The 2,227-nt window shown below is 61.6% G+C and carries 4 protein-coding genes; 3 read left to right on the top strand and 1 reads right to left on the bottom strand.

The genetic code is table 11. The features are described from left to right. Window positions 1-182 (top strand): dodecin (locus A2J03_RS25465; protein WP_197480959.1); only part of this gene is annotated, 182 nt, incomplete at its 5' end. A 30-nt stretch (window positions 183-212) separates the two neighbouring features. Next, entirely contained in the window at window positions 213-977 is a 765-nt protein-coding gene (locus tag A2J03_RS25460) for a DUF427 domain-containing protein (protein ID WP_068379730.1), read from the top strand. 6 nt (window positions 978-983) lie between these two features. Here the strand turns inward: A2J03_RS25460 and A2J03_RS25455 are convergent, their stop codons facing one another. Then, window positions 984-1,919, bottom strand: a complete 936-nt coding sequence (locus A2J03_RS25455) for an NADP-dependent oxidoreductase (RefSeq protein WP_068379732.1) — start codon at window positions 1,917-1,919, stop codon at window positions 984-986. Window positions 1,920-2,041: 122 nt separating this feature from the next. Between A2J03_RS25455 and A2J03_RS25450 the strand changes: the two genes are divergently transcribed. After that, on the top strand, window positions 2,042-2,227 hold a 186-nt coding region (locus A2J03_RS25450; protein ID WP_156520581.1), incomplete at its 3' end, for a hypothetical protein.

The following is a 2,227-nucleotide window of genomic DNA, read 5'->3' as shown; positions in this document are numbered from 1 at the left end:
CCGAGATCGTCGGAACCTCGACCGAGAGCACCGACGATGCCGTCCGCAAAGCAATCGCACGCGCGAACACCACATTGAACAACCTCGACTGGTTCGAGGTCGTCGAGACCCGCGGACACATCGAGAACGGAGCCGTGGCGCACTTTCAGGTGACGGTGAAGGTCGGCTTCAAGCTAGAGTGACGAAGGTAGTTTCGACGCAGGAGGTACGCGTTGTCGAAGGCACTCAGCCACGCGCGGAAGGTTCAGTCGGTCGCCCCGAACGGCACGGTGGCCACCGAACCCAATCCCCGCAGGATCCGCGCGTATTTCGGCGGTGAGGTTGTCGCCGACACCACCGAGTCGATCTACGTTTTCGAGAAGGACCACCTACCCGCCTACTACATTCCGCGGACGGACGTCCGGAACGAATTCCTGCGGGACTCCGATACGACATCGGTATGTCCACGCAAAGGCGTCGCGACGTATCGGACGATCCAGGTGGCAGGCAAGACATCCGTCGACGCACTCTGGACCTACCCGGAACCGCTGGCTGATGCTCTCGACCTCAGCGCGTACGTGTCATTCTACTGGGACCGAGTCGACGCATGGTTCGAGGAAGACGAGCAGGTGTTCGTTCATCCTCGTGACCCCTATGTGCGAGTCGACGTGCTCCCGTCCTCGCGCCACGTGCAGATCTACGTCGGAGACGCTCTTGTCGCGGACACCCATCGTCCGAAGATCCTGTTCGAAACCGGCCTTCCGCCAAGGTATTACGTTCCGCGGATCGATGTGAAGCATTGGCTGTTCACAGAATCGACCACCACGACGGCGTGCCCGTACAAGGGGACGGCGTCGTACGTGTCTATGCCTTCCGGGCCGAAGGACATCGCTTGGTTCTATCCGCAAACTTCGGCGACGGGAATCGAGAATCACCTGTCGTTCTACGCAGAGCGTGGCGCTCGCATCGTCGTCGACGGGAAGGTTCTCGGAGTTTGACGCCGGTCAAGGGATCAGAATGAACTTTCCTCGCGGGTGCTCCGATTTCAGTTCCTGGTGTGCCTTGGCTGCCTGATCGAGTGGAAACGTCTTGGCGATCGGCACCGTGTAATCGCCTGCGCCAGCAGAGTTCACCAATTCGAGGCGAGCAGCCTTGCGCCGCTTCGTGCTTTCTGCGCCCCCGACCGATAGGAAGCCGTGCTCGGCAGCGCGCCCCATCGCAGCGATGGTGACGATGCGCTTCTTGTCGGCGACCAATGCCAACGACACATCCACCGCCTCGTCCGTGCCCACGGTGTCGATGGCGACATCGATACCGCTGGGAGCGATCTCGTTGATTCGATCCAGCAGACCGTCACCGTATTCGACCGGTTCGGCACCGTACGCGCGCAGCGCATCATGGTTGACGGCCCGCGCAGTGCCGATGACGCGTGCTCCGCGCGCCCTCGCCTGCTGAACGACCATCGATCCGACTCCACCCGCTGCGCCGTGCACGAGCACCGTGTCCCCCTCCGATACGCCGGTCACCACGAGGGTGTCGTACGCGGTGCCCGCTACTGAGAGCAATCCAGCTGCAACCTCCCAGTCCAGCGACTTCGGCTTCGGGAGGACGGCTTCGGCTGGTACCAATAGCTTTTCGGCGTACGTCCCCTGCGCGCCTGACACGATCACCTCGTCGCCGACGGAGATAGGACCAGCCGGGCCTGACGAATTGCTCCCCACCGCGATCACGACACCACTGGCTTCGCTACCGAGGTGCAGCGGAAGAGTCGAAGGATCTTTCCCGAATGCCCCGCTGTACGCCTTGTAGTCGAACGGGTTCACGCCGATCGCCTTGACCTCGACGAGGACCTGACCGGCCGCAGGTGCTGCCACAGCCTCGTCCACGATGTGTAGGACTTCCGGCCCACCGAATGCTGTTGCTACCGCTACTCGTGTCATGCTCCGATCAACTTTCCCTCTACTCGGATTGTTCCCGAATGGATCTCGATATCGTGCGAGGTTCATATCGGATTCGCTTCTGCGGTTGCACTCGAACATTTGTTCGACTACTCTTGGTTGTCATGGGGATGCCGGGGGGCGATATGGACGACAGGCGACGCGACACCGACGTGTGTGTGTCGGGTTTGCTCGACGGTTTGTCCGGTGCCCGCCGTGCTGAGAATGTCGCGGCTGCGGCCCTTGTTCGGCGTCTGTACGATCTGATCGATTTCCGGGTGTGTGCGGAGGCGGATCTGTTCGATGCGGGC

Source organism: Rhodococcus sp. EPR-157 (assembly GCF_001647195.1).
In the GTDB taxonomy this organism is placed as follows: Bacteria; Actinomycetota; Actinomycetes; order Mycobacteriales; family Mycobacteriaceae; genus Rhodococcoides.
The sequence above is the reverse complement of the archived record's forward strand: the minus strand, read 5'-3'. Positions and strand labels throughout refer to the sequence as shown.